We start from the raw sequence: 22833 nt of genomic DNA, 5'->3' as shown, positions 1-22833 counted from the left end.
GTTAGTATCCGAAATCTATTGTTTTTATAGATTCATTCTGTGATTCCGCTCTCGTTTGGTACATTGTTTCTGGCCCGGTCCAGCCCTCATCTTTAGTTTCCGCGGTGACTAAGGAGCCTTGAAGCTATGAACTTTACCAGAAAAATTTCGACAGCTCTCTTTGCCATCGCGGTTTCCGTCGGTGCGCTCGGGACGGTTGCGCATGCCGATGCGACGCTCGATCGCATCAAGGGTCGCGGCGCGCTGACCGTCGGCGTCATCCTCTCCGGCGCGCCTTTTGGCTATATCGATCCGGCAAGCCAGGAGCAGAAGGGCTACAACCTCGACATCGCCAAGGCGCTTGCCGAAAAGCTCGGCGTCAAACTGGAAACGGTGACGGTGACGCCGCCGAACCGCGTACAGTTCCTGCAGCAGGGCAAGGTCGATATCCTGATCGCCAACATGCAGTACACGGAAGAGCGCGCCAAGATCCTAGATTATGTACCGACGGCCTATGATCGCAGCGGCGGCGCTGCTGTCGGCCGCAAGGATAGCGGCCTCAACGACTGGAGCGACCTCAAGGGCAAGCCTGTCTGCGTTTCTCAAGGATCGAACTACACGCAGCCGCTGATGGAGCAATATGGCGCCGAAGTGAAGGCGCTGCCGAGCCAGCCGGAATCGCTATTGGCGCTCCAGGGCGGCAATTGCGTTGCTGCCGTCCATGTCAGCGCGACCGTCGGCCTGCTGCTTAAGGATCGACCGGAGGAATGGAAGGATTACAAGATACTGTTTCCGACCGAACTCGTTCCTTCCGATTCGGTGATCTGGCTGCGCAAGGGCGAAGGCGATACGCGCGCGGCACTCGATAAGGCCATCCAGGAACTGCATGCCAATGGCAAGCTTCTCGATTACGCCAAGGCGAACCGCCTGCTCAACACGACCTATCTTGAGGAAGAACACAAGAAGCTGGAGGGCAAGTGACCTATCGGTCGCTCGAGGAACGGTTTGCATGGGAAGTTCGCTTCTTCAGACCTTCATAGACTGGACTGGCAGGCTCGGGCTTCACTACGAATTCCTGGCCAGCGGCTATGAGGCGCAGATTTGGCGTGGTGGTTTCATCACCACGCTTTATCTTATTGTGCTCCTTATTCCGATCAGCCTGCTGTTCGGCCTGCTGTTTGCGGCCATGTTGACCTCGGGAAACAAGGCCTTGGCCGCACCGGTCAGGGTCTTCATCGAAGTGACCCGCAATACACCGACGCTCGTCCAGCTGATGTTCAGCTTCCTTGTGCTGAACACGCTCGTCTCAAATGGTCTCGGCGGGGCGCAGCATAATCCTTTGACGCCGTTCTTCTGGGTAGTCGCCGTGGTCGGCCTGCATGTCGCCGCACTCCACGCCGATGCGCTTCGCGCCGGTATCGAGGCCGTGCCGGAACAGACGGTGGAGGCGGCCCGCGCCATCGGCTTCACCCGCCTGCAGATTCTTCGCTTCGTCGCGATACCGCTTGCGCTGCGGGCATCGCTGCCCGCGATCGTCAACAATATGATCAATCTGGTCAAGCTGACGACGGTCGGCAATGCCATCGCCGTCAGCGAAATCACCTATGCCTCGATCATGGTCTGGACACAGCGCGACAATGTCGTCGAACTGATGATCGTCATTTTGCTATTCTTCAGCACCATCAATCTTGCCCTCGCCAAGATCGGGCATTGGGTCGAAAAGCGCCTGGCTGTGCCTGGCTTTGGAGTGGGCGCATGAGTGTGGCGAAACTCTCATCGGCACCTTCCAGCAACTGGCTGCCCTGGCTGGTTGGAGCGCTGGTCGCAATTGCGGTCATCTGGCTGCTGGCCGACCTCTCGCTGCTGCATGTGCTGATCGAATGGCTGCCCTATCTTGGTAGCGGCTTCCTGATGAATATTCTCATCAGTCTGCTCGCCATGGCGGGAGGGACCTTGATCGGTGTCTTGCTTGGTATTCTCGAGCTGGCACCACTGAAGATCATTCGCTATCCCGTCGGCCTCTACGTCCAGATCTTCCGCAATGCGCCGCATCTCGTGCTGATCTTTGCAACGACCTATATCTTTCCTTTCGAGATCGTCGTCTTTGGCCATTACCTGCCGTTTCCCGATTGGGTGAAGGCCGTCATCGGGCTTGCCATTCCGGCCAGCGCCTATGTCGCGGAAATTACGCGCGGCGCCATTCAGTCGATCCCGACCACGCAGTGGGAGGCGGCCAAGGGGCTGGGCTTCTCCCGGTCTCAGGCATTACGCTGGATCATCCTGCCGCAATGCGCGCGACGCTCGCTGCCGCCCTGGATGAACCTCTTTGCCTCGATCACCATGGGGACCGCGCTTGCCTCTCTGGTCGGCGTGCATGAACTCTTGCATGCGGCCACCGATGCCAGCACGGCCGTCCGCAGGCTGGATTTCACCGTCCTTGCCTACATCGTCGTCATGGCGGCGTTCTTCGCGCTTTGCTATCCCATTTCCAGCCTGACGCGTCGCCTCGAGCGCCGCCTGAAAGCTTAAAGGAGCCGGCATGAGCCAAGCTCAGACCAATCCGATCGTCGAACTGGCCGATGTGCATCTGGCTTTCGGATCGACCGAGGTCCTGAAGGGGATCGATCTTTCCGTTGCTCGCGGGCAGACTGTCTCGATCATCGGCCCGTCCGGGTCGGGAAAATCGACGATCCTGCGCTGCATCAACGCGCTGGTCGCGCCGCAGACGGGCCGCATTTCGGTCAATGGCCTGCGTGTCGACCAGATGCGCAGCGAGGCTGAACGCATAAAGCTGCGGCAGAAGATCGGCATTGTCTTCCAGCAATACAATCTCTTTCCGCATCTGACCGTGCTCGACAACATCACGATCGCCCCGATGCGAATCCTCGGCGTCAACAAGGCCGATGCCGAACGTCATGCCCGCGATCTTCTGGCGCGCGTGCGCCTGTCCGAAAAGGCAAACGTCTATCCCGGGCAGCTGTCCGGCGGCCAGCAGCAGCGCGTGGCGATTGCCCGTGCCCTCGCCATGCGGCCGGATCTCGTCCTCTTCGACGAAGTGACCTCGGCACTGGACCCGGAGACCGTCGGCGAAGTGCTCGCCGTCATTCGCGATCTCGTCAAGGAAGGCATGACGAGCATTCTGGTCACACACGAGATGCGCTTTGCCGAGGAGATCAGCGATGTCGTGGTCTTCACCGAAAACGGCCGCATCGTTGACCAGGGACCGCCCGAAGCTATCTTCCAGGCATCGACAAATGCGCGCATCCGCCGCTTCGTCAACGGCCTTGCCGGTGCGCGGGCTTCGCTCGAAAACGGTGAGGGAATTTGACGATGGAAAAGGCTTTCCCGCTCACGACTGCCTTTGCCGAAGCCATCACATCGGTCGATCCGCTGCGAGATGAGGCGGCTGTTGCTGCAGCCCGCACGGCGATCATCGATTGGCTGGCCTGCGCCTTCGGCGGCTCCGCCGACCGCACGACACGCATCCTGCTGGAAGAGTTGCCTACAGGCCCGGGGGATGCCGTTATCATCGGGCAGGGGCGGCGCACGGATGCGCTGACCGCGGCTCTGGTCAATGCCCATGCCGGCCATGTGCTCGATTACGACGACGTGCACGCAAGCGTACGCGGTCACCCGACGACGGTCATCGTTCCTTCCCTGCTGGCGCTGGCGTCGGAAACGCCGCTATCGGCGGACCGCTTGATCGCCGGCTACATCGTCGGCCTGGAGGCGATGGCGCGCCTCGGCCTCTCGCTCGGCATGCGCCATTACGAGAACGGTTTTCATGCAACGGCAACGCTCGGCACGATCGGTGCTGCTGCAGCCGTTGCCCACGTGCTTGGCTATTCGGTGGCCGATACCGCCACGGCGCTGGGGCTGGCCGCCACGCATTCGAGCGGACTGCGCCTGCAGTTCGGCCATGATGCCAAGCCCTATCATGCCGGCATGGCGGCGCGCTCGGGTCTGCTTTCGGCCAGGCTTGCCAAGGCGGGCTTCGGCGGCGCCAGGGACTTCCTCGACAATCCGATCGGCTTTTATTCGGCCTTCGCCTTCGGCGAGCAGCGGCCACAGGCAGCCGTCGAGGGCTGGGGCGACCCTTGGCAGATCGTAACACCCGGTCTGACGCTCAAGGCCTTTCCCTGCTGCACGGCGAGCCACCCGGTCGCGATGATCGGCCTTCAGCTTCGCGAGGAGGGTTTGAATGCAGAAAAGATCGAGGCGATCGGCATCACCTTCCCTCCGGGAGGTGATGCGGCACTGGTCGTGACCGATCCGACGACCGGCATCGACGCTCGCTTCAGCGCAGAATATGTGTTCGCAACGGCCTTGGTCGACGGCGCTCTGAAGATCGGCCATTTCGGTGAGACGCCGGTGAGAGAGGATCTGCTGGCAGTCGCCCGGTGCGTTCGCCGCCGGCATGACGAGACGGCGCCACGTCTTTCCAGCGATCCGAAAACGCGCTTCGTCATTGCCGAGGTAACGCTCAAGGACGGAAGCCGTCTGACGCGCGAGTTCAAGGGCTTGCCCGGCTTGAGCGATCCCACCGAAAAATTCCGCGACGCCACCAGCAACCATCCGGCCGTGTCGGCCGTTCCCGATCTGGTGAGAACCATGCACGGCGAGGACGACCTTCATCGCCTCATCCAGCTTCTATCCAACAGTTTGAGCTGATCCGAGTTTCAATAAACGCAAGGCATGCACCCATGAGCAAGACCCGCAAGATCCATCTCGGCCTTTTCCTGCAAGGTGCCGGCCATCACGTCTCCGGCTGGCGTCATCCGCAAGCGGAATCCGGCAGCGAGAATTTCGACCTGCTGCGCCGTGTGGCCCAGATTGCCGAGGCTGCGAAGTTCGACATGCTCTTTCTGGCGGACGGCCTGACGAGCGGTCTCGACGCGCATCCCTCGATGATTGCCCGTTTCGAGCCGCTGACCCTGCTCGCCTCGCTTGCGATGGTGACCGACAGGATCGGTCTCGCCGCCACGGCGTCGACCACCTATGGCGAGCCCTATCATCTCGCCCGTGCCTTCGCCTCGATCGACCATCTGAGCCATGGACGCGCGGCCTGGAACATCGTCACCACTTCCTATGCCCGCACGGCCGCCAATTTTTCCAAGAGCCACCCGGAGCATGACGAGCGCTATGCGGTGGCGGAAGAGTTCGTCGACGTGGTGCGCGGCTTATGGGACAGCTGGGCCGACGATGCCTTTCCGAAGGACAAGGAGAGCGGCGTCTATGCCGATCCCGCCAAGGTGCGGGTGCTCGATCACGCCGGCAAATATTATTCCGTCAAGGGTCCCCTAAATATTCCACGCCCGCCGCAGGGCCATCCCGTGCTGATCCAGGCCGGCTCCTCCGGTCCGGGTCAGGATCTGGCCGCCCGCACCGCCGATATCGTCTTTACCGCGCAGCAGAGCCTCGACGAGGCGCAGGCCTTCTATAAGAGCCTGAAAAGCAAGGTCGCCGGGTTCGGGCGCAGCCCGGACGACGTCGCCGTCATGCCGGGTTTCCTGCCCGTTATCGGCAGAACGGTTGCTGAGGCGCGCGAGAAGCTGGACCTGCTGAACCGCTGGACCGACATCAAGAGTGCGATGCCGCTTCTGGAAGAGCGTCTCGGCCATAGCCTTGCCGATTACGATCTCGACGGTCCGCTGCCCGACCTGCCGATTTCCGACCAGCTGCGCAGCCGCGCCGAGCTTTTGACCGAGCTTGCCCGTCGCGAAAAGCTGACGATCCGCGAGCTTGCCCTGCGCGTCGCCGCCGGCCGCGGCCATCATATCGTGCTCGGAACGGCCGAAGAAATCGCCGATCGCATGCAACAATGGTTCGAAAACGGCGCGGCGGACGGTTTCAACGTCATGCCGCCCTTCTTCCCGGGTGGCCTCGAGGATTTTGCCAACGACGTCGTACCGATCCTGCAGGAAAGAGGCCTCTTCCGTCGCGATTACGAGGGCGCGACATTACGCGATCATTTGGGTATCGCCCGACCGGCCTGGGTTAGCTTTTCATAGCTGGGATAAAGGTTTCATGATGCTGCGAAGGTGGTGATGAACCATCAGCCGATGGAGGATGTCCGACGGCCGCTTTGCGTCGGCCAGCGTCGAAAAAGTGCGCTGGCATTGACGCCGCCAAAACCGAAGCCGTTGGATATCGCGTATTCGGTGTCCACATGGCGGGCTTCATTTGCGACGAAATCGATTCCGTTCGCTTCCGGATCCGGTATATTCAAGTTCAGGGTCGGTGGTGCGACCTGGTTCTTGAGCGCCAAGATCGTGAAAATGGCTTCCAGCCCTCCGGCCGCACCGAGCAAGTGTCCTGTTGCCGACTTCGTTCCACTCACCGCGACAGATTTTCCGTTGCCAAATAGGCTCTTGATAGCTCTGATTTCTCCGAGATCGCCCACCGGTGTCGAGGTGGCATGCGCGTTCAGATGACCTACTTCATGAGGGGCCACGCCAGCTTGCGCAATGGCAAGCTCCATCGCTCTGCGCGCTCCGCTTCCATCTTCGGGACCGGAGGTGATGTGGTGTGCGTCGGCCGTCGTCCCGTATCCGACGAGTTCGGCAATCGGGGCGGCACCGCGAGCAAGAGCGTGACTCAGTGCTTCGATGACGAGTATGCCTGCCCCTTCGCCCATGACGAAGCCGTCACGCGACGCGTCGAAGGGACGTGACGCCTTGCTCGGCGTTTCGTTGAAACCGGTCGACAGTGATCTTGCCGCGGCGAAACCGCCAAGACTGACGACGTTCATGCAGGCTTCCGTTCCGCCGCATATCGCAATGTCGGCTTCATTGGATCGAATAAGCCTGGCGGCATCGCCGATGGCCTGAACGCCGGCGGCGCATGCCGTCACGGGCGCGCCAAGGGGGCCCTTGAAGCCGTGGCGGATTGAGACTTGCCCGGCCGCGAGATTGACCAGGAACGACGGAATGGTGAAGGGCGAGAGGCGGCGCACACCACGTTGATCGACAGTGCGGACGGCCTCGGTTATGGCCGGAAAGCCGCCGATCCCGGAGGCGATGATTGTCGCGGTGCGCAGGCGGTCCTCATTCGACGACGGCCTCCAGTTCGCTTGCGCCAGCGCCTCTTCCGCGGCTGCCAGCGCGAAGATGATGAAGCGGTCGACCTTGCGTTGATCCTTTGGCGGCATGATCGTATCCGGATCGAACCCTCCCTCGGGGTCTTCGGCGAGAGAGGGGATCACGCCTCCGACTTTCGAAGGCAGATCCCCGACCACATCGTCACCCAGTCGACGAATGCCGCTTTTGCCCGCGAGAAGGCGCGACCAGGAAATATCAACGTTTGCTCCAAGGGGACTGACAGCTCCCATCCCCGTGACAACAATGCGACGCATCTGCTTTCCACCTGTCTTATTGGCACGCCATCGGTACCTCGACTCACAATGCGTCAAGGCCCGTTCTCAAAACATGCAGCTTACTCAAGACCTAAGACGCTCTCATCCGACACGAACGGCAGCTAAAGTTTCGGCCCATATCTGCGCCAGATCGTTGAAACAGACTAAATCCTTCAGGCAGCACTATCACGGCGCGCAATGCGCCTGACTTCACCTGAGGCTGCGTCAAGCACACCCTGCGACAGCTTCTCGTCCTCGATGATGCGGGAAAGCGTGACGGCACCGACCATCAGAGACAGTATCGCCATCGCCTTGTCGCTCGGTCTTGCGCTGCTGGCATCACCCATCAGTTCATCCAACACCTCGAAGTGAGCTCGAATGCCATCCTCAAACGGGCGCCTGACCTCTCTGCTCTGCCGAGCTGCGTCCGCTCCTAGCGCCACCAAGGGGCAACCCTCCGCCTTCTCTCCTTTGTGATCCTTGGAGAGATAGAATGCCATGACGGCTTCCAAGGGATCGGAGGCGTCTGCGGCCGCGCTCGACCATCTTCTTGTGGCGCTTTCCAGCGCGCGCCTTGATGCAAGGGCGGCAAGATCGTCCTTCGATGCGAATTGTTTGTAGAACGCGCCTTGGGTAAGACCGGCACCCTTCATGAGATCCTTCAGCCCGATCCCATCGAATCCATGCTCCCGAAAGAGCCGGCTTGCCGCGTTGATGACCGCTTCGCGATTTGCCTCTGCCTGAGCCCGACTGACTCTCATATCGATCTCCATTTAGATTTCACTTGACATCTATAACACACTTAGAGTTAGATCGCAATCTAAATTAACCGTTGCGCCCGTCAACAAGGGTCAAATGACATGAATCGCAAAATCGTCTTCGCCTCCATCGGCATATTGGCGGCCGCTGGAACCACGGCGTTCGTTTTCCTTGCCGAATCCTCGGAAGGAAAGGCGCAAGCCGCGGACCCCCGCGTTGCGCCGCCACTCGTCAGTTTGGTGGATGCAAAGAGGCCGGACACAATGATACGCACCTTCACCGGCACGATCGCCGCTCGGGTGCAAAGCAACCTGGGATTCCGGGTGCCCGGCAAGATCATGGAGCGCTATGTTGACGTCGGTCAGCAGGTGAAGGCCGGTCAGCCTCTGATGCGCATCGACGAGACCGACCTGCGCCTGGCCCTTGCCGCAAAACGCAACGCGGTCGCTTCGGCTCAAGCCGTCCTCACCCAGGCGCAAGCGGACGAGAGACGCTACGCCGCCTTGGTGAAAAACGGATTGGCGGCCGCGTCTCCTCAGCGTTACGAGCAGGCAAAGGCAGCACTGGACACCGCAACTGCACAACTTGCCGCCGCGCAGGCCGATGCAAGCGTCGCCGAAAACGCGGCAACTTATTCACTGCTGATCGCCGATACCGATGGCACCGTCGTCGAAACGCTGGGAGAGCCGGGGCAAGTGGTGACGGCTGGACAGACGGTCATCCGGCTCGCCCAGGCCGGGCCTCGCGAGGCTGTGGTCTGGCTTCCGGAATCCATTCGGCCCCAGATCGGGGACCTAGCCGAAGCCAGCATCTACGGCAACGAAAGCCGCCAAGACAAGGCGCGGCTTCGGCAGATCTCGGATGCCGCCGATCCTCAAACCCGCACCTATGAAGCACGCTGGGTCCTGGATGGCGCAGCAGCCTCGGCTCCGCTCGGCGCGACGGTGACGATCAAAATTTCCAGCGATACCGGCAAGGCGCATGCGGCGGTGCCGGTTGGTGCTGTTTTTGACGACGGCAGCCGAACTGGCGTCTGGGTCTTTGACCAAAAAACATCGACCGTGCACTTCCGGCAAGTGAAGGTAGAGAAGATGGGTGAGGAGGTCGCGGTGGTTTCCAGCCTCAAGGCAGGCGAGCCGATCGTCGCTCTCGGAGCGCATCTCCTTCAGGACGGTGCGAGCGTCCGTACGGAACAAGCAGAGGCCGCCAACCAATGAGCTTCAATCTATCTGCGCTCGCCGTTCGCGAGAGAGCCGTTACTCTATTCTTCATCGTCTTGCTTGCCGCTGCCGGCGTTTATGCCTTCGCCAAGCTCGGACGAGCAGAAGATCCCTCATTCACGATCAAGACCTTGACCGTGACGGCCGTATGGCCGGGTGCGACGGCGCGCGAAATGCAGGATCTTGTCGCCGAGCCTCTCGAGAAGCGCCTCCAGGAGCTCACCTGGTACGACCGCGTCGAGACGATCACGCGGCCGGGATACGCCTTTCTGACCGTTACGCTGAAGGACAGCACGCCACCCACGGCAGTCGAAGAGGAGTTCTATCAAGCCCGAAAGAAGCTTGGAGACGAGGCGCGAAACCTGCCCCAGGGCGTTCTTGGTCCCTTTGTCAACGACGAGTATTCCGACGTCAGCTTCGGTCTGTATGCGCTGAAGGCCAAGGGCATGCCGATGCGCGACCTCGTGCGTCAGGCCGAGGTGATCCGCCAGGACCTTCTGCATGTGCCTGGTGTCAAGAAGATCAACATCCTCGGAGAACGGCCTGAACAGATCTTTGTCGAATTCTCCTATGCCAAGCTGGCCACGCTTGGAATCTCGGCGCAGGACATCGCGGCCGCCCTGCAGCGCCAAAACACCGTGACGCCGGCAGGCTCGATCGATACACGCGGTCCGCAGGTCTTCATTCGCTTCGATGGTGCCTATAACAATAGCCAGGCGATCGCCGACACGCCGATCGTTGCAGCCGGACGCACGATGAAGCTCTCTGATTTTGCCGAAGTGCGGCGCGGTTATGAAGATCCGGCCACCTACCTCATTCGCCATGACGGCGAGCCTGCGATCATGCTTGGTGTCGTCATGCAGCAGGGCTGGAACGGGCTGGAACTCGGCAGGGCTTTGGAAGAAAGATCCGGTGCGATCGCACAAACCTTGCCGCTCGGCATGACGCTCGCCAAGGTCAGCGATCAGGCCGTCAACATTCAGGAAGCCGTCGGCGAGTTCATGCTGAAATTCGCCATGGCGCTCGGTGTCGTGCTGTTCGTAAGCCTCATCAGCCTCGGTTGGCGCGTCGGCATCGTCGTTGCCCTTGCCGTGCCCCTCACGCTCGCCGTCGTCTTCCTCATCATGCTGGAGACTGGCCGGTTCTTCGACCGCATCACGCTCGGCGCGCTCATCCTGGCGCTCGGCCTTCTGGTCGACGATGCCATTATCGCCATCGAGGTGATGGTGGTGAAGATGGAAGAGGGGATGGATCGCATCAAGGCCGCCGCCTATGCGTGGAGCCATACGGCGGCCCCCATGCTATCCGGAACGCTGGTGACCATCATCGGCCTGATGCCGGTCGGCTTTGCCCGTTCGACCGCCGGCGAATATGCCGGCAACATCTTCTGGGTGGTGGGCTTTGCCCTTATCGTATCCTGGATCGTCGCCGTGGTCTTCACGCCCTATCTTGGCGTCAAGATGCTGCCGGCGATCAAGCCGGTCGAAGGCGGCCATCACGCCATCTACGACACGCCGAATTATCGCCGCCTTCGGGGGATGATCGAGTTTGTCGTGCGGCACAAGTTCGTCACATGCGCGGTGGTCGCCATCGTCATGGGGATCTCCGTCGTTGGCATGGGAGCCGTCAAGCAGCAATTCTTCCCGACGTCGGACCGCCCCGAAGTATTGGTCGAGGTCCGCTTGCCCGAGGGCACCAGCATCGAGACGACGACGGCGACAGTCGAGAAGCTCGAAGGATGGCTGCAGAAGCAGCCCGAGGCAAAGACGGTCACGAGCTATGTGGGGCAGGGCGCTCCTCGCTTCTTCTTCGCCATGGCGCCGGAATTGCCGGATCCGTCCTTTGCCAAAATCGTCGTGCTGACGCCTGACGCCGAGACACGTGAAATCCTGAAGCGTCGCCTCCGCGAGGCCGTCTCGGACGGACTCGCTCCCGAAGCCTATGTCCGTGTTACGCAGCTCGTCTTCGGTCCCTACACGCCGTTCCCGGTCGAGTTCCGCATCATGGGTCCTGATGCCAAGCAGCTGTACCAGATTTCCGAAAAGGCTTTGGAAATTATGAAGACCGTGCCGGATGTCCGCCAGGCAAACCGCGACTGGGGCAACCGCACACCGGTGCTGCGCTTTGTCCCAGACCAGGATCGGCTGAGCCTCATCGGTCTTTCGCCGGCGGAAGCAGCCCAGCAGATGCAATTATTGCTGAGCGGCATTCCGATCACGCAGGTTCGCGAGAACATTCGCACCGTGCCTGTCATCGCCCGTAGCGCCGGCGAAAACCGCCTCGATCCCTCAAGACTCGCGGACTTCTCGCTGATGAGCCGCGATGGCCGGCAGGTTCCGCTCGACCAGATCGGCCACTCGGAAATCCGGTTTGAAGAACCGATCCTGAAAAGACGCGATCGAACGCCTGTCATTACCGTCCGCTCCGACATCAACGAGGCAACGCAGCCCCCGGAAGTTTCGCAGCAGATTCTGAAGGCGCTTCAGCCGCTGATCGCGTCGCTTCCAGCCGGATATCGTATCGAGATGGGAGGAAACATCGAGGAATCCTTGAAGGCCAATGTCGCCCTTGTCCAGATCTTCCCGGCGATGATTGCCGCTATGCTGATCGTCATCGTCTTGCAGGTCCGCAGTCTGTCGACCATGACCATGGTCATGCTGACGGGACCGCTCGGCCTTGCGGGCGTGGTTCCGGTGCTGCTCCTCTTCCATCAGCCGTTCGGCTTCAATGCCATTCTCGGACTGATCGGTCTGGCGGGAATCCTGATGCGCAACACCTTGATCCTCACTGAACAGATCAAGGAAAACCAGGCAGCCGGTCTGGACGACTATCACGCCGTCATCGAAGCCACGGTGCAGCGGACACGTCCGGTCATGCTGACGGCGCTCGCGGCCGTCCTTGCCTTCATTCCTCTCACCCATTCGGTATTCTGGGGCTCGATGGCCTACACGCTGATCGGCGGTACGGCGGTCGGGACCGTGATGATCCTGCTCTTCCTTCCTGCTCTCTATGCCACCTGGTTCCGCATCAAGCCGACTGAAGGAACAACACATCATACGGAGCAAAAGGCTCCCGAACTGCAACCCGCTATGGCTGCGGAGTGACGCCATGTTTCGGATATGTACTGACGTGGCCGCTTCTAGCCCGAAGGAGAAAACGAAGGATTCAGCATCGACGGTGTCGGACGCTTATTGGGCGTCCGATCGACAGGAACCGGAATCTGAGGAACGGGGGGCTCATTCCCCAGATTCCCGTGACGCAATTTTAGAGCAAGCACGTAACCGGATCCTGGATATTGCGGAAAAACACATTCGCCGTATCGGTTACCGCAAGACAACGGTTGCCGATATCGCGTCGGACCTGGGGGCAAGTCGGGCGAACGTGTACCGCTTTTTTCCTACAAGGGCCGCGATCGACAATGCTGTGTGCGGGCGTGCCTTGAAGGCGCAGACCGAAATTGCTTTTTCTATTGCACGGACAGATGCGACAGCGAGCAAAAAACTCGTTGAATTTTTGAACGTCCTTCATCAGCACAGCAAAAGGACGCTGATCGAAGAAAAGTCCATTCACGAGCTGTTTGTCGCTGCCATGAACGAAAATTGGGCAACGATGAATGCGCATAGTGAGCGAATCCGGGCGGTCCTGGAAGCGATTATCCGTCAGGGTCTACGATCGGGTGAATTCCAGGTGGAAGATGCCGACCATGCCACAAGGGGAGTAATTACCGCATTCCTGCCGTTTTTCCATCCGGTTTTGATTGAACAACGTTTTCAGCAGGCGGAGGGTATGGCTGAAGCCGCGCAGGCGCAAATCCGCTTCATCATGCGGGCTCTCGGCAAATCCGGCTTGCAGAGCGCCGAAGCTTCAGAGGTGATGATAAGCGCGTAGATCTTGTTCGAGGCCAGCTACTCGACCTTCACGGTCCGGGTCGACCGATCAGGCAGGTTGACGTGCCTGGGCATGGAGCTTGCCTTGCGGGCTGTCGATCCTGCCCTCCAAAGTGATGACTGTCCGACCGCGAGAGATTACCTTTCCGCTGATCCTCAATTCGCCGCAGCCGGCAGAAATTGGACGTATGAATTTAACGGAGGATTCTTGCGAAGGGCAAACTTCGCCGGGCATCAACGTTGTTTGCGCGGCAAGCGACATGGAGGTGTCGAACATCGCCATGATCCATCCGCCGTGGACCGTCTTCATCATATTGAGAAAACGTGCCTCTGGCTTGGCGAGAAGCTCGACACGACCGTCTTCAGGCAGAAGAAGTGTGAATGGGAGCAGGTCTGCCATCGGAGGGCGAGGAAGGGTCCCTCTGTGAAAGTCCCGTCATAAACTCCAAACCATTCATCAGCGTAGTGTCAGGCAAGGAACCGCTTCTCGTATGCTTGATCGTCCGTCGTTTATCATCGCGTGCCGCACAGGTCGCGGCCGCGAACGCAATCCGACCTGGTGGCGCTAAGCGCGCTGGCAATGCGGCTGTTGTCATCAATCGACTGAGCGGCAGCTCTGCCCACGTATCTCCGGCCGTTGCAGCCGGACTCCGGCACGCTCAATTGCGTCACGTCAATGAAAATGCTCCAAAACTGCCTAAGCTTCATTTTATATGTTGATCGACATCCAAAATAAAGTTAGATTACGACCGAAATCTAACTGAATGGCGTGCAAAGCAAAATGCGGAATCACCACCTGACAAAGGAACAGGACACTGATCTCGCTAAAAGCTTCCCAGCACTCGTTCGCACAAACCTCAGGAGCATGCATGTCCAATCAGAAAGTCGTCGTTATCACCGGCGCATCGTCGGGGATAGGCGAAGCCACGGCGCGCCTTCTCGCACAAAATGGCTTCAAGGTGTTTGGGGGCGTACGCAACCCTAATCGCGCCAATTCAATCGCCGGCGTGCGCTTCGGAACCGTCGACGTCAACGATGACGCATCGGTTACGAACTTTGTGGAGTGGGTTCTGGCCGAAGCAGGTAAGATCGACATTCTGATCAACAATGCCGGCGTCTCGCTGGTCGGCCCCGTTGAGAACACCTCAACCGCGGAAGCTCAGAGACTATTCGATACCAACGTGTTCGGCCCGTTGCGCATGATCCGAGCGGCCTTGCCCTCCATGCGTGCCGCCAGGAGCGGGCTCATCATCAATGTCAGCTCGGTCTTGGGCTTCCTGCCTGCGCCGTTCATGGGACTCTATGCAAGCAGCAAGCATGCGCTTGAGGGACTGTCGGAGTCGCTGGACCACGAAATCCGTGAGTTCAACGTCAGGGTCGTCCTGCTCGAACCCACCTTCACCAACACCAAGCTCGACGTAAACGCGGCCCATACCGAGGCCCCTTTGGGCGTCTACGAAAAGCAGGCCTATGCGACCATCGAGACGGTTCAGGCGCAAATCAAATCAGCGCCCTCACCACAGGTTGTGGCCGCGAAAATCCTGGCCGCCATCAACGGTCCGTACCGCATGCGCCAACCGGCCGGCGGCAACGCGACGCTTCTCAGCCGCTTGCGCAGATTCATGCCGGCGAACGCAGTCGATAAGAGTTTGCGCAAAACATTCGGCTTCGGCAGGTGAAGTGCGCGCCTCCGATCTATCTGTTTTCGACGGTGATCCGAATTCGACCGGCCCGTCGAAGAGATCTCCTAAGCTTCTTTGTAGTGGATCATGGAATGTCGAAGCTGGTGTCAGTTATCCCGGCCGGTCGCGGCTGAGCATCTACAGCAGCACCAGACCAACCGAGCTGAATGCCCCAGCTTGCGACCCGACGGCAATCATCGTGCTGCAGGGAACGAAGCGTTCTGTTATTGGCGATCAGGTGTTCGAATACGGTTCCGGCCAGACCATGGTCGTCGCCGAAATCCCTGTCATGGGACAGATTGTTGAGGCATCGCCGGAGAAGCCGTTCTTGGCGATCAATCTCACGCTTGATCCGGCCGTTATCATGAACGTGGTGCTCTACCTATCGGCGACCCCTGAGGTGCAGATGCAGCCGGGCTTCACCTTCAGCATGGCCAATGCCGAACTGATCGGCGCTTGGCAACGATTGCTGGCAATGTGCGACCGGCCAGAGGAAATCCCGGTGATGGCGCTCCACCTGGAACATGAGCTGATGTTCAGGCTGATGTTAAGCCCGCACGCCGAAATGCTGCGCCAGATCGCCAGTATCGACTCCCGATTGTCCCATATTCGCCGCGCCATGACGTGGATCCGTGAGCACTATACGGAGCAGCCCTGCTGCCACAGTTCCTGCAGACTACGCTCGGCTTTGACGCCTTCGGCGCCGGACTTCGCCTGCTTGCCCTGGACAGCGACGCTGTTCGTCACAGCCCCGGTTGCCGGCGCGGTCGTCAACAAATTCGGCGAGCGACCGCTTGTGGTGACTGGATTGCTGATGCAGGCGATCGGGCTTGGCTGGATCGCGAATATTATAAGCCCCGCGGTTCCATACTCCGCTCTAGTCGCGCCGTTGGTGTTGGCAGGCGTTGGTGTATCGATGGCGATGCCAGCGGCGCAGAACGCTATCCTGAGCTCGGTCTCGGTGACCGAAATGGGCAAGGCGTCCGGCGTGTTCAACATGGGCCGCTTCCTCGGCGGCATGTTTGGTATCGCCGCACTGGTGGCCAGCTTCTCGGCCAACGGTTCGGTCGATTCGGCCGCGCATTTCGAGAGCGGATTTGCTGCAGCGATGGGGCTTGCCGCAACGCTGTCGTCGGCCGGCGCAATTGCAGGATTTTTCCTTCCGGCACGACGCCGCGTCGCCAGCGCAGCCGCACCGCAAGATGGATAGGCTGGATGTGATGCGGATGTTCGTGCGCGTCTTCGAAAGCGGAAGCTTTTCGAGGTCGACGCGAAACCTGAACGTCAGCCAATCGACGGTTAGCAAGCAGCTCGCCGCGCTTGAAGCGCGGCTCGGGACGCAGCTCCTCCCATCAATCGATCGAGATTACGGCCTTGCCTCGAGCAGACCCAGATTCCAGGCTCGCGTGAGCCTTTGCTGCTGCAGCGAGCGGTTGCACTTCGAACACTTGAGGAACGATCCGCCCGGCCTGCAGGTCAAGCGTTATCTTGTTAAGCGTGGCTGACAGTCCTGCCGGATCAAGCCTATAATAAGTGTAGATGTCCGATACGCGAATTCCAACGCTCTTGGTGAAATGGCTCATAAGAAGGTCGGCGGCGCTACCCTCTGGAGGACCTCCTAGGTGGCCAAAGCTGATTAGCTGCCCCATCGGGGACAGCAACATCAAATCTTCCGCTATGGTCGAGCCCGCAACAGAGTTCAAAGAGAGTCCAATGCCGCGACCTCCAGTGATTTCCATCACCCGATCAAAAGTCGTTCTATCTTTATGAGCAAAAGCCGCAAAGGCGCCATTGGCGAGAGCGAAATCGTGTTTTGCTGTGTCAGTCAGCGCGATGGCTCTTAAACCTGCATTTCGTGCAAGTTGCAGCGCGGCGACGCCCACCCCGCCCGCCGCTGATCGTACCAGCACCCAGTCCCCCGCCTCCATTTGTTTGAAATCGAAAAGCATATGATGGGCCGTGACATAGGCTACCGGAGTTGCGGCGGCGGCGATGAAGGAGATCGCGTCGCCTATCGGCGCGACGTAGCGGGCGTCGATGCAAACAAACTGGCCGTAGCCGCCAGCCGCGAAGGGTCCAAACCACATGACGCGCTGGCCCATCTCGAATTCCGAAACTCCAGGGCCAACAGTTTCGACAACTCCTGCCCCTTCCACCCCGGGGACAAACGGCAACGGAGCCGCTTGTGCGAGCTCGCCGCGACGGATCATCAGATCGATATTGTTGACACCAGTTGCGCAGTTGCGAATGAGCACTTGACCCTCGGTGGCGACCGGCACCGGCCGGAGGCGCTCCTCAAAAGCGTCCTCGCCATACTGTGTAATCGCATTGACCTTCATCATGGCTGCCATCTTAATCCTGCCCGTCTCGATATTGTGTTGATTGTTATCGCGCGACTGGCCGAATTCTGGCAAATTGATTATCATGAAAAACAAATTCACCCAGAATGAAAATTCGCTCTCCCAGCATTGGGGCACGTTCAACGAACACGAATTGCGGCGCGTGGATCTGAATCTGCTGCTTGTCTTCTCCGCCGTCATGCGCGAAGGAGGGGTGAAGGGAGCGGCGCGACGTCTCTATCTTGGCCCCTCCGGCATCAGTATGGCGCTGACGCGGCTTCGGACAGTTCTGGCAACCGACCTTTTCGTTCGAGGAAAGACGGGGCTGGTTCCGACTCCGTTCGCGCAGCAGCTCTATGAGAGGATCCTCCCCGCATTGACAGAAATCAACGCCGCTCTCTTGGTTGGAACAGGGTTCGAACCGGCGACAGCCACTCGGTCCGTCCGCTTAGCTATGACAGACGATATCGAGATCAATCTCGCTCCGCGGTTGATCAGCCGGCTCCAAAAAGAAGCCCCCAATATGGACCTTGTCATACGGTCGGGAAACTATAGCAACGCTGCCGCGATGCTTGACGAGGACCTGATTGATCTCGTCATCTGCGCGCGGCCGTCCAGGCAAGATGCACGTCATCGGACACTACGTCTTTATACCGAAAGCTTCATGGTCCTTGCAGGCGCCAAGACGGAAGCGGAGTGTACAATGACCCTGCAAGCGTACACGGCGACACCGCATGCGCTCGTTTCCGCGAACGGCCTCTCGAGTGGCCTCATAGACGACTCGCTCAGGCAGTTGGGCGCGTCGCGACGGATTGCGGTCGTCGTGGAGCGGTTCTCGACTTTGCCCCACCTGCTGAAGTCTGCGAACCTTCTGGCAAATGTGCCAAGTATCTCTGCTCGCGTGTTTGCGACAACTTTTGGCCTAACGAGCTATAAATTGCCGTTTGCAAGCCCTCAGTTCGAGGTCGTTGCCATGTGGTATGGCAAGTCTGACGTGGATCCCGTCCAAACCTGGGTTCGCTCGCTCGTCAAGCAAGAAACCGCTGCACTGAGGGCGCAAATGGCGATTGACGATCAAGAGTTTCTCAGCTGACGTACGAGCCTGCCGAAGCAATTGGGAGCTCCGACGCTGCTTCCCGATTTGGAAATCTTCGCGGCGCCCACTCGAGACCAGTGCGCTCCGTCGGCGCCACATTTGGACTACGGCGCCTAGCTGCTTAAAGCGCCTCATCTAACGATATACCTCTCGTGCAGTGCCATCCGACGGATGATATTCAAACATCGAAGTGGATCACGCCGTTGCCTCCGCGCTTACGGCACTGCGGGAGTGTTTATATGGCTCAATTCTCAGCGGAATTTATGCGCCTGACCGCCTCCGTTCCGCGTAGAGATAAATGCTGCAGCCGTTCATTCAGCAAATCGCGGCAGAATTGTTACTCCCATCCTGTCTTCGTTCAGCGCTAATTCTCCTACCGCAGCCCTCGGGATCGACGCTCACTGCTCCTGACGGCAAAGCAACATGATAGGAGAAAACTCATGCACATCGCGAATAAAACAGTCTTGATTACCGGAGCCAATCGCGGCATTGGTGCGGCACTCGTCGATGAAATGCTGTATCGCGGCGCAAAGCGCGTCTATGCGGGATCGCGCAGCGTCCACCATCACCATGATGAACGAGTGGTTGTCCTGAAAATGGATATTACCGAAGAGGATGACATCCGCCGAGCGGTCGAGATGATTGGACACTTGGACATTCTTATCAATAATGCAGGCATCTTCATGCCTGACGATCTTGGCGACAAAGATATCATCGACCGTCACCTGGCGGTCAATTTCTTCGGAACGCTTAAAGTAACCCAAGCCTGTCTGCCGGCGCTCATCGAGTCGCAAGGCTTTATCGTCAACAATCTCTCCCTTTCGGCGTTGGCTCCAGTCGCATCCACGCCGGCATATTCGATCTCTAAGGCCGCATGCCACAATCTGATGCAAGCCTTGAGAGCCCTTCTGGCGGGTCGCGGCGTAGTGGTCCATACCTGCTTTACCGGCCCCGTCGATACCGACATGACGCGCGGCTTTGAGGTCCCGAAATCTCCCGCCAGACTGGTGGCCGCGGGTATCGCGAGCGGCTTGGAACGGGGTGACGAGGATATCTTTCCCGATCCATTTTCCGAACGCGTCGCCGAAGGTTGGCGGAACGGCGTCGTCAAAATCCTTGAGCGGGAATTTCGGGCCTTTGTTCCGTCCCATACTTTGGCCAACGTAGGTTAGCGTTATCGTCACTATCAGGGGTTCAGCACGCGAATGGAAGCTCTGGTCCCGACAGCATCCAATGACGCGAGAAGTGGTTTTGGTGACTTACGCGGAGACTTCGTCACGAAAAATCAGTGCGACAAAGAAGGCCTCATAAGTCGAGTCTTTCCTCTTGGCAATCAATCCGGATTGCCGACTCCTCGCGCCGACGTCCCGCGTCATGCCGGCAGCAATAATCCGGCCGGCTTTCTGATGAAGCGCGGCTTGATACCAGCGCGACTTCTGACCATGGTAGCCACGCACATAGAGACTGCCATCAACCACGACCTCCCAGATCCATGTCGGGGTGCCGTAGGTGGCACCATCCTCGCGAAATGGTGCGATCTTCAGATCGTTCGCCTGATCGATTTTCGCAAGCTCATCCTGTGACCAGTTCATGGCCATTCCTCATCAATCGTTCGTCAGTCAACAACCGCATTCGCTGGACAGAAACCCATGGAAGCGGCCGATACTCCTGCAGACGGCCGAGGCGGACTTGTTTTCGTCGGAGCCTCAACCGCAATGATGTCGGTGTTCCACTCTCGTAGTCACGAGCCAGTTGAATATAGCGCGGTTGCCATCGTTCGATTAGGCACGGCAATTCGCATGGGCTTATGAGCGTGGCTAATCAATCAAGGCTTTTGATACGGAACGCGCCCAACTACCCGACGTTCTATCAACTGAGGCGGAAGGCCACACGGACTACCCGATGCTTGCCGTGCAATAATGCTGCAGCTTCGACTTTCTCGAGACGAGTGGCGAGTAAGATAATCTCGAACGCAAGCGCCACGCGTATGGACAAACTGCGTCCATACGTATATACGGTCATTGTCATGACAATAAAGGTGTCACATGCTCAGTATCCGAGATTCGGAAGTTCGCATCTTGGCGGAAACCGTTATGCGCAAACGTGGTGCCTCCAACCTGACCGCGGCTATCAAGCTTGCCTTGCAGCACGAGATCGAGCGAGCTGACGAAGCTGTACCTTTGAAACAGCACGTCGCAGAGATCCGTGAGCGAGCACTGGCCAAGGCAAAGCTCCCACCTGCCCCACCCTTAACGAAAGAGGAACGTGACGCACTCTGGGGTCAATGATGTTCATCGAGACCTCAGCCTTCGTCGCCATCCTTGCCGGAGAGCCGGAAGCCGATATCTACTTGGACGCTGTCGATGGCGCCGCACGGCGGCAAACCGGCGCGCATGTCCGGCTTGAGGCGACCATCAATCTGGCGCGCATTCTTGGGCTAGAGGTCCTTGATGCCCAAGACATGTTCGACGCTTTTCTTCAAGCGGCCAAAATTACCGTGGTTCCAATCACCGATGCCATCGCCCGGCGCGCGGTGGAAGCCTTCGCCGTATACGGCAAGGGAAAGGGCCATCCCGCCCAACTCAACTTCGCCGACTGCCTGTCCTATGCTTGCGCGGACACTCTCAAGATGCCGATCCTGTTTAAAGGGCGTGATTTTGTAGACACGGATCTTAAGAGCGCTCTATCCAGCGAGAGCTGAGCCGACAACCTATCGATTCAAATAGCTATCCGTCTGAAATTCCTCAGTAGCGACATCGGCATTGCTTGATAGGATCTCAGCTATTCGTGAAAATCCTGAGAATCGCACTGCCCGGAAGCTCTTCTTAAACCAGATTTGAAAGGACCGAAGCGATTTATCCGCTCCGGCTTTTTTGATTGCTCCGCTTGAAATTGAAGTGCAAAGTTAAGGCATGACAATAAAGGGGATGAAGCTTGATCGCGGTGGAATTGCAAGTCCGGGCGGTCGTGGCGGCCTTCAATTCCGGAAAGCATGCCGACGCGCTGCGACTATGCCGCGATGCGTTGAACGACAACCCGGATGATGCCGTACTCAATCACCTCCTCGCTGCGGGGAGCTTCGCGGTCCGGGATTTCGTCACGGCGCTGGATTGTGCCGAGGAGAGCCTCAAAGCCAGGCCGGGAAATACGGCAACATTATTCCTCGCAGGGCGCGCTGCCCGCGCTCTTGGCAGGCTTGACCTTGCCGAAAGCTATTTCGCTCAGCTTCCAGTCGCCTTTCCGGAAGCGCTCGCCGAGCTCGCCAGAACATTGGAACAGAATAGCAAACGCCAGCAGGCAGCTAAGGCCTGGCAGCGGGCATTCGAGATCAATCCATCCTCGCGGGAGGCCGCCGCAAGGCTTGGCCGTCTGCTTTGGGAAGCGGGCGATTTCGAAAATGCCCGCGAACGGCTGGAGTTCGCGGTGAAGGCAGATGCACCTCACAGCGCCTGGTTCGACCTCGGCCTCGTGCGTCAAGATTGTGGCGATCTTGCCGGTGCCGTGGATGCCTTTAAAACGGCGCTCGCGCGCAAGCCGGATGATCCGCAGGCTAAATTCAACCTCGGTAGCACCCTACAACAGCTTGGTGATATGGAAGGTGCAATTGACGCGTACCGGGATGCCTATGCGCTCTCGCCTGCGACGCTGGGCATGATAGCAAATGTGCTGTGTTCTGGACGCAACGGACTTCTATTCCTCAACAGGGCTGAACTACGCTCTTTTCTTTCCAGCTGAGCGGGAACGCTTGTCCCTGAATTTCTTGCGATAAATGCCAGGCTCGACGAGAATTTCGCCGACTGTCCGGTCGTAACAGTCGATCTGCTTGCCATCAAAGCTTTCGTAGACAAGCTCAAGCTCTTCCCGCCGGACGGGAAAGCAGTGTGCGATCGGCAACCCCCTGGGCAACACGCCCTCGAAATCCGGGCTTGTCCAGATCGCCGGGAAATTGATGCCTGCATCGTGGAATCTATCGCAATCTACCATTCCGGTCACGGTTCGAAACGGGAGCTCTTCCCGATTGGCAGGATGCGTCGCAAAAAGCGACCACTTTTCCTCAAGCTCAATCGTCCAGAAACTGTTGAATTTGATCGCCGCCAGTTGGGATGTTCCCTCTTTGGCCAACGCTGATCCGAGGATTTGTTCAGGCACATGGAAACTCATAGGCGCACGGGGGTGGTTTTTCGCAGCCGGTATTGGCACATCCCAATCCCAGGAGAATTTTCCAGCTTCTACCGTCACATCGCAGGGCAGCAGGATCATGAAGCCATGGGTCATGGCATCGACAAAAGGCGGACATTGCTTCACGGTTCGTATGTCACGTCCATGAAATTCCGAAAACGAGGTACTTGACATCTGGCGAAGCCAATCGGGCAAACAGGACCTCGCCGCCGCTGGTTTCGGCAAGTAATCATGTAAATTCGGGTCGCAACGGAAAATGATCTTCATGCGGCTCACGGAACAGCTCAGCGCTTAATACCAATGTCTAACTTTGTCGCCGGACGGTGTCCCCTCAAGCG

The 22833-nt window shown here is 58.9% G+C and carries 22 protein-coding genes and 1 pseudogene; 17 read left to right on the top strand and 6 right to left on the bottom strand.

What is annotated here, in order from left to right; genetic code table 11:
* Window positions 1-126 precede the first annotated feature (126 nt).
* From RTCIAT899_RS23115 to RTCIAT899_RS23090, 6 genes are read left to right on the top strand one after another with little or no spacing between them, the layout of a single operon-like run.
* The gene (locus RTCIAT899_RS23115; RefSeq protein WP_015342218.1) at window positions 127-960 is read left to right on the top strand and encodes a transporter substrate-binding domain-containing protein; all 834 of its coding nucleotides are present in this window, start codon (window positions 127-129) and stop codon (window positions 958-960) included.
* Between the two features lie 28 nt (window positions 961-988).
* A complete protein-coding gene (locus RTCIAT899_RS23110) occupies window positions 989-1738 on the top strand; it encodes an amino acid ABC transporter permease (protein ID WP_015342217.1) in 750 nt (249 codons plus the stop codon).
* Complete coding sequence (locus RTCIAT899_RS23105) at window positions 1735-2508, top strand: amino acid ABC transporter permease (protein WP_015342216.1); 774 nt, start codon at window positions 1735-1737, stop codon at window positions 2506-2508. The genes RTCIAT899_RS23110 and RTCIAT899_RS23105 overlap by 4 nt, the downstream gene beginning before the upstream one ends.
* A gap of 10 nt (window positions 2509-2518) precedes the next feature.
* A complete protein-coding gene (locus RTCIAT899_RS23100) occupies window positions 2519-3307 on the top strand; it encodes an amino acid ABC transporter ATP-binding protein (protein WP_015342215.1) in 789 nt (262 codons plus the stop codon).
* Window positions 3308-3309: 2 nt separating this feature from the next.
* Window positions 3310-4650, top strand: a complete 1341-nt coding sequence (locus tag RTCIAT899_RS23095) for an MmgE/PrpD family protein (RefSeq protein ID WP_015342214.1) — start codon at window positions 3310-3312, stop codon at window positions 4648-4650.
* A gap of 32 nt (window positions 4651-4682) precedes the next feature.
* On the top strand, window positions 4683-5990 hold the full coding sequence (locus RTCIAT899_RS23090) for an LLM class flavin-dependent oxidoreductase (protein WP_015342213.1): 1308 nt from the start codon (window positions 4683-4685) through the stop codon (window positions 5988-5990).
* A gap of 44 nt (window positions 5991-6034) precedes the next feature.
* On the opposite strand, the gene fabF is transcribed toward RTCIAT899_RS23090, so the two are convergent.
* Together fabF and RTCIAT899_RS23080 are read right to left on the bottom strand one after the other, a co-directional pair.
* A complete protein-coding gene (gene fabF / locus RTCIAT899_RS23085) occupies window positions 6035-7333 on the bottom strand; it encodes a beta-ketoacyl-ACP synthase II (protein ID WP_015342212.1) in 1299 nt (432 codons plus the stop codon).
* Window positions 7334-7506: 173 nt separating this feature from the next.
* Window positions 7507-8094 (bottom strand): TetR/AcrR family transcriptional regulator, encoded by a 588-nt coding sequence (locus tag RTCIAT899_RS23080; protein ID WP_041678333.1) that lies wholly within the window; start codon window positions 8092-8094, stop codon window positions 7507-7509.
* Between the two features lie 99 nt (window positions 8095-8193).
* On the opposite strand from RTCIAT899_RS23080, the gene RTCIAT899_RS23075 reads away from it, so the two are divergent.
* Genes RTCIAT899_RS23075 through RTCIAT899_RS23065 form a run of 3 tightly spaced genes read left to right on the top strand, consistent with a single transcriptional unit; the run spans window position 8194 to window position 13200 of the window.
* Entirely contained in the window at window positions 8194-9309 is a 1116-nt protein-coding gene (locus RTCIAT899_RS23075) for an efflux RND transporter periplasmic adaptor subunit (RefSeq protein ID WP_015342210.1), read from the top strand.
* Entirely contained in the window at window positions 9306-12416 is a 3111-nt protein-coding gene (locus RTCIAT899_RS23070; RefSeq protein ID WP_015342209.1) for an efflux RND transporter permease subunit, read from the top strand. Before RTCIAT899_RS23075 ends, RTCIAT899_RS23070 begins: the two co-directional genes overlap by 4 nt.
* 25 nt (window positions 12417-12441) lie before the next feature.
* Window positions 12442-13200 carry a TetR/AcrR family transcriptional regulator gene (locus RTCIAT899_RS23065; protein WP_312862804.1) on the top strand — a complete coding sequence of 253 codons (759 nt, stop codon included), beginning with the start codon at window positions 12442-12444 and terminating at the stop codon, window positions 13198-13200.
* A 48-nt stretch (window positions 13201-13248) separates the two neighbouring features.
* On the opposite strand, the gene RTCIAT899_RS23060 is transcribed toward RTCIAT899_RS23065, so the two are convergent.
* Window positions 13249-13599, bottom strand: coding sequence for a PaaI family thioesterase (locus RTCIAT899_RS23060; RefSeq protein ID WP_015342207.1), 351 nt, complete (start codon window positions 13597-13599; stop codon window positions 13249-13251).
* 469 nt (window positions 13600-14068) lie between these two features.
* Between RTCIAT899_RS23060 and RTCIAT899_RS23050 the strand changes: the two genes are divergently transcribed.
* The 3 genes and pseudogenes from RTCIAT899_RS23050 to RTCIAT899_RS34440 form a co-directional block, all read left to right on the top strand.
* A complete protein-coding gene (locus RTCIAT899_RS23050) occupies window positions 14069-14878 on the top strand; it encodes an oxidoreductase (RefSeq protein ID WP_015342206.1) in 810 nt (269 codons plus the stop codon).
* Between the two features lies 1 nt (window position 14879).
* Window positions 14880-16091: an MFS transporter gene (locus RTCIAT899_RS34280; RefSeq protein WP_015342205.1), complete on the top strand. Its 1212-nt coding sequence runs from the start codon at window positions 14880-14882 to the stop codon at window positions 16089-16091.
* A pseudogene (locus tag RTCIAT899_RS34440) lies at window positions 16084-16218 on the top strand (LysR family transcriptional regulator); the annotation flags it as partial. The gene RTCIAT899_RS34280 and the pseudogene RTCIAT899_RS34440, both read left to right, overlap by 8 nt.
* Before the next feature lie 15 nt (window positions 16219-16233).
* On the opposite strand, the gene RTCIAT899_RS23035 reads toward RTCIAT899_RS34440, so the two are convergent.
* Complete coding sequence (locus RTCIAT899_RS23035; RefSeq protein ID WP_015342204.1) at window positions 16234-17307, bottom strand: quinone oxidoreductase family protein; 1074 nt, start codon at window positions 17305-17307, stop codon at window positions 16234-16236.
* On the opposite strand from RTCIAT899_RS23035, the gene RTCIAT899_RS23030 reads away from it, so the two are divergent.
* Window positions 17306-18313: a LysR family transcriptional regulator gene (locus RTCIAT899_RS23030; protein WP_015342203.1), complete on the top strand. Its 1008-nt coding sequence runs from the start codon at window positions 17306-17308 to the stop codon at window positions 18311-18313. The two genes, RTCIAT899_RS23035 and RTCIAT899_RS23030, sit on opposite strands and share 2 nt — an antisense overlap.
* Before the next feature lie 443 nt (window positions 18314-18756).
* Window positions 18757-19488, top strand: coding sequence for an SDR family NAD(P)-dependent oxidoreductase (locus RTCIAT899_RS23025; protein ID WP_015342202.1), 732 nt, complete (start codon window positions 18757-18759; stop codon window positions 19486-19488).
* Between the two features lie 87 nt (window positions 19489-19575).
* Here RTCIAT899_RS23025 and RTCIAT899_RS23020 read toward each other — a convergent pair whose 3' ends face one another.
* Window positions 19576-19908 carry a DUF2255 family protein gene (locus tag RTCIAT899_RS23020; protein ID WP_015342201.1) on the bottom strand — a complete coding sequence of 111 codons (333 nt, stop codon included), beginning with the start codon at window positions 19906-19908 and terminating at the stop codon, window positions 19576-19578.
* 501 nt (window positions 19909-20409) lie between these two features.
* Here RTCIAT899_RS23020 and RTCIAT899_RS23015 point away from each other — a divergent pair.
* The 3 genes from RTCIAT899_RS23015 (at window position 20410) to RTCIAT899_RS23005 (ending at window position 22051) form a co-directional block, all read left to right on the top strand.
* The gene (locus RTCIAT899_RS23015; protein WP_244441539.1) at window positions 20410-20604 is read left to right on the top strand and encodes a type II toxin-antitoxin system VapB family antitoxin; all 195 of its coding nucleotides are present in this window, start codon (window positions 20410-20412) and stop codon (window positions 20602-20604) included.
* Window positions 20604-21017, top strand: coding sequence for a type II toxin-antitoxin system VapC family toxin (locus RTCIAT899_RS23010; protein WP_041678328.1), 414 nt, complete (start codon window positions 20604-20606; stop codon window positions 21015-21017). Before RTCIAT899_RS23015 ends, RTCIAT899_RS23010 begins: the two co-directional genes overlap by 1 nt.
* A gap of 242 nt (window positions 21018-21259) precedes the next feature.
* Complete coding sequence (locus RTCIAT899_RS23005; protein WP_164570735.1) at window positions 21260-22051, top strand: tetratricopeptide repeat protein; 792 nt, start codon at window positions 21260-21262, stop codon at window positions 22049-22051.
* On the opposite strand, the gene RTCIAT899_RS23000 is transcribed toward RTCIAT899_RS23005, so the two are convergent.
* Window positions 22028-22762 (bottom strand): hypothetical protein, encoded by a 735-nt coding sequence (locus RTCIAT899_RS23000; protein ID WP_041678113.1) that lies wholly within the window; start codon window positions 22760-22762, stop codon window positions 22028-22030. The two genes, RTCIAT899_RS23005 and RTCIAT899_RS23000, sit on opposite strands and share 24 nt — an antisense overlap.
* Window positions 22763-22833 lie beyond the last annotated feature (71 nt).

Source organism: Rhizobium tropici CIAT 899 (genome assembly GCF_000330885.1).
Taxonomy (GTDB): Bacteria; Pseudomonadota; Alphaproteobacteria; order Rhizobiales; family Rhizobiaceae; genus Rhizobium; species Rhizobium tropici.
Note: the sequence above shows the minus strand (reverse complement) of the source record. Positions and strands in the feature narration are given on the sequence as shown.